The sequence below is a fragment of the Nostoc cf. edaphicum LEGE 07299 genome, assembly GCF_015207245.1.
Lineage (GTDB): Bacteria > Cyanobacteriota > Cyanobacteriia > Cyanobacteriales > Nostocaceae > Nostoc > Nostoc edaphicum_B.
Genome location: NZ_JADEXF010000464.1, coordinates 1 through 4,411, shown reverse-complemented (window position 1 = coordinate 4,411; position 4,411 = coordinate 1). Strand labels below are relative to the sequence as shown.

Here is a 4,411-nt window from a genome sequence, read left to right as displayed (position 1 = left end):
GTAGATAACTGCTACGGCGAATTTATTGAAACCAGGGAACCCACAGATGTAGGTGCTGATTTAATGGCGGGGTCATTGATTAAAAATCCTGGTGGCACTATTGTCAGCGCTGGTGGTTATGTCGCTGGTCGCGCCGACTTAGTTGAAGCATCCGCTTGCCGCCTCACTGCTCCCGGTATTGGTAGTTATGGTGGCGCTACTTTTGACCAAAATCGCCTACTGTTCCAAGGCTTATTTCTAGCGCCGCAGATGGTAGGAGAGGCGATAAAAGGGACTTATCTTACTGGTTATGTATTTGATAAACTCGGTTATCCAGTAAATCCTGCTCCCCTGGCTCCCCGTGGAGATGTAATTCAGGCAATTAAACTTGGTTCTGCCGAAAAGCTAATTGCTTTCTGTAAAGCTATACAACAGCATTCTCCCATCGGTTCCTACTTAGATCCTATTCCAGATGATATGCCGGGGTATGAGAGCCAGGTGGTTATGGCTGGGGGGACATTTATTGAAGGGAGTACTTTGGAATTGTCAGCCGATGGCCCTTTACGTGAGCCGTATGTGGTTTATTGCCAGGGAGGGACTCATTGGACTCATGTGGCGATCGCCCTGGAGGCTGCGATCGATGCAGTTGGCAGTATTGGCAGACAGGAGAACGGCAAATAATGAGCGATCGCCACACCACAACTGCTGCACGTCTTAATGTTTACACCCAAGGTCAAGGATTCCCAATTTTAGGCTTACATGGTCATCCTGGTACTGGTCGTAGTCTTTCTGTCTTTACCAATCATTTATCAAAACGCTACAAAACTTTTGCCCCTGATTTACGCGGATATGGCAAAAGTCGTTACAACGGCAATTTTGATATGAATGACCATTTGACTGATTTAGAAGCGCTGCTAGACCGTTTGCAGATTGAAAAGTGCCTGGTATTGGGATGGTCACTTGGAGGCATTCTGGCAATGGAGATGGCATTACGTTTGCCAGAACGCGTTACTGGGCTGATTTTGGTGGCGACAGCTGCAAAACCCCGTGGCAGCCATCCTCCTATCAGTTGGCAGGATAATTTATATACTGGCGTTGCTGCCCTATTGAACTATATAAAACCGAGTTGGCAATGGAATATTGAAACTTTTGGTAAGCGATCGCTTTTCCGTTACCTAATCCAACAACATACATCTATTACTTACAATTACATTGCCAAGGAAGCAGTACCAGCTTATTTGCAAACTTCTCCTGCTGCTACTCGTGCCCTCTATAGTGCAATTCAATCAGGATACAATCGGCTTCTAGATTTGCAACAAATACAATGTCCCAGTTTAGTACTTGCTGGCGAACAAGATCGCCACATCACATCTGATTCCAGCTTACAAACTGCTCAACACCTCAACAATTCTCACTGGCAGTGCTATCCCAACACAGCCCATCTTTTTCCGTGGGAAGTTCCCCAGCAGGTGCTAAATGATATTGACCATTGGCTCGAAGTTCATCCGCAGGTAATTGGTAGTCAATAGTCTAAATATTTAAAAAATTTTGACTATTGACGAAGAAAAAAAGGAGAGGGAAGATGTAGTGACGCAATGAGTGAAAAAGACGCAATACTCCCCGATAAAAGGATTTTGTGTGTCTTTATATCTTTACGTCTTTGCATCAGAGTCTCCTTTTCATTCTCTGGCCTAACTTAAATTTGACCGCCAAAGGCAGGCTGTACTTTGCGGTCAAATCTTTCCCCCAAGTCGTCAGCAATTGTTAAGTTGCTAGGTTTGCAGCGCTTGACATTCACAATAATTCCCTGCGCTCCTTCGATCTCCAAATCTTCTATGTATCCTTTGCTTGCTAATGTTGCATCAGAAGAACTTAGAAATGGCCCGAAGTAATACGTGCAACGGGGATTCTGCGTCACAATCTCTACCCACCAAGCCAAGCCGATGTAGTCGAATGTGTTAATTAACACTTCCTTGAGGTTATGCCAAATGGTTTTCATGGTTTTAGCCGATTTATAAACGTCTACAGGGTGTTAAACGATATGCTGCTTTATTATCTTTTACATTTCTTTATACTCTGTTACTGTTATTTTTTCAAAGAGATTTTTTGTAATTTATCTAAGTGCAGCGTATTTAGCGATCGCTGGCGATAAATTTCATAAAGCGCCATACCCGCTGCTACAGAAGCATTCAGGCTGGGGGTCTTACCCTGTAGAGGAATCGATACTAAAAAATCACAGGAGCGTTGAGTCAACATACCCAGACCTTCGCCTTCTGAGCCGATTACCAAAACGATTGGGCCAGTGAAATTGACTGTATGCAAAGGTTCGCTGCCACTTGCAGCAGTACCGTAAATCCAAAAGCCAGCTTCCTTTAATTCTTCTAAGGAGCGGCTGAGGTTGACAACTCTAGCTACAGCAAAATTTTCTAAAGCGCCTGCTGCCACTTTCATCACAGTGGAAGTGATCCCAGATGCCCTTCTTTGGGGAATCACTAATCCTTGAGCGCCTATTGCTTCGGCAGTGCGAATAATTGCTCCCAAGTTGTGGGGATCGGTAATTCCGTCAGCCACGACAATTACAGCATCAGTTACAGATTTGCATTGCTCAATTAGATCGGGCAATTCCATGTAAGCGTAGGGAGCAATTTGTGCTGCCACACCTTGGTGATTAGCGCCATTGGTGAGATAGTCTAAACGTTTGGGTTCAACCTCATCAATAACTGTGCCATTTTCCTTTGCTTGCAAGAGGAAATGGTGAAAGCTGGGATCGTACCGCAGACGGGTAGTAATCCAGAGACGGTTGAGATTGCGCTGATTTTGCAATGCACTCAAAACTGGATGACGACCGTAGATGAGATCGTTATCTTCTTCTGTTGGTTGTGTAGATACAGACGGCTGGGAGAAGTTATTATTTCGTTGTCGCGAGTTGCCATAACTGGCGTTGCTATCTATTTTCCTGGGATTGCGATTCGGATTAACAACAGAGATGGTGTTGCCATCTACTTTTCTGGGATTGCGAGTTGGATTCGCATCAGAGATGGGGTTACTATCTATTTTCCTGGGATTACGAGTTGGATTCGCACCAGAGATGGGGTTGCTATCTACTTTCCTGGGATTGCGAGTCGGATTCGCACCAGAGATGGGGTTGCTATCTATTTTCCTGGGATTGCGAGCCGGATTAGTAACAACACGTTTACCTTTAATTTTTACGGGTTGTCCGCGATTGGGTTCGCTAGAAGTCTTGACTTTTCTGGGTTTATCCTGCATTTGAGTTATCGATATAACGTATGGTTGATCATTCCGATTACCTCAATTTTTTGAACCTAATCTAGTGTTGTGGCTACTGCGAAATTGAGTTTTCACTCTTTTTCTAGATGAAGTATTTGCAACAGTTCGGTTAGACGTTGGTAATCGGTGATATATAAGTAGCCTATTAAAGTTTCTAGACTAGTTGCCTGTTGATAAATTTCGGGATTAAGTCGCTTAGGGCGTCCTGTTGCGGCGTTTCTACCCCGTCGGACAATTTCTAATTCGGTATCCCTGAGATGGGGAATCAGCGATCGCAAATGTAGCGCTTGTGTTTCTGCTCTTACCTGCTCCACTACCAGACGATGGTAAATTCCTGACCGCTGCAATGGCAGCAGATAGAACATTCTAACATACAACTCATAAATTGCATCCCCCAAATATGCTAAAGCACTAGGAGAAATTTGTTGCACTTGTGAGAGGGAAATCTGTTGGAATGGCCCTGTGGTTGCCAAGAGTGCTTCAGTCCAAGACAAGCTCTGTTTGGGAGTTTCATCTTGTCCATCTAATAGCTCTTCCTCCTGTGACTTCACAAATAAATCATTCCTTGACGGGCTACATTTGGCAGGCATTCTTCGCAAAGACTGATTTTTCTGAAGTATGCCGTGATAGTATACTTAGCATAATCAATACTATCAAAATTACTTCCTAATTTCATCTTTTTGATTGAGAGTTGGCATTTAAAATCACCCTGATGTCAACATCTATAAACCAAATTTCGCCTACTTCTTGTGGTCTGCGCCTAAGATAGGGTACAATTTTAACATCAAATTCACCCTTGTACTTGGTAGCATTGCCATACTTACTGAGTAAATCGACAACTTTTAACTATACAGCATCAAGTCAAGTCTATCTATAAACAAATCTGCTGGCTTTGTATTTCTTACAACAAATATCTCAGACTTGATTATTGATCCAATATTCTAGCCAACGATTACATACCCAAAAATTGGGTCTCTATATCTTTAGTTATTACTCAACTTTAAACATAATAGCTTAACTGGCTTTATGCCTCTCCCACAAGGAGCTACCGTGTATACACAAGTCCAATTACCCCTCTTAATCCCCCCTTGGAAAGGGGGGATACAAGAGAATCTCGTTCCCTCCCCAATACATACGGGGAGGG

At 43.6% G+C, this 4,411-nt stretch carries 5 protein-coding genes; 2 read left to right on the top strand and 3 right to left on the bottom strand.

Going from position 1 to position 4,411, the window contains the following annotated elements; translation table 11 throughout:
* Together IQ229_RS14885 and IQ229_RS14880 are read left to right on the top strand one after the other, a co-directional pair.
* Positions 1–660 (top strand): methionine gamma-lyase family protein (locus IQ229_RS14885; protein WP_194044902.1); only part of this gene is annotated, 660 nt, incomplete at its 5' end.
* Positions 660–1,508 (top strand): alpha/beta fold hydrolase, encoded by an 849-nt coding sequence (locus tag IQ229_RS14880; protein ID WP_194044906.1) that lies wholly within the window; start codon positions 660–662, stop codon positions 1,506–1,508. The genes IQ229_RS14885 and IQ229_RS14880, both read left to right, overlap by 1 nt.
* 167 nt (positions 1,509–1,675) lie before the next feature.
* Here the strand turns inward: IQ229_RS14880 and IQ229_RS14875 are convergent, their stop codons facing one another.
* From IQ229_RS14875 to IQ229_RS14865, 3 genes are all read right to left on the bottom strand, one after another.
* A complete protein-coding gene (locus tag IQ229_RS14875; protein WP_194044900.1) occupies positions 1,676–1,978 on the bottom strand; it encodes a DUF1816 domain-containing protein in 303 nt (100 codons plus the stop codon).
* An 86-nt stretch (positions 1,979–2,064) separates the two neighbouring features.
* Positions 2,065–3,246 (bottom strand): 23S rRNA (guanosine(2251)-2'-O)-methyltransferase RlmB, encoded by a 1,182-nt coding sequence (gene rlmB, locus IQ229_RS14870; protein ID WP_228013474.1) that lies wholly within the window; start codon positions 3,244–3,246, stop codon positions 2,065–2,067.
* A 92-nt stretch (positions 3,247–3,338) separates the two neighbouring features.
* Positions 3,339–3,818 (bottom strand): Mini-ribonuclease 3, encoded by a 480-nt coding sequence (locus IQ229_RS14865; RefSeq protein WP_194044898.1) that lies wholly within the window; start codon positions 3,816–3,818, stop codon positions 3,339–3,341.
* Positions 3,819–4,411 lie beyond the last annotated feature (593 nt).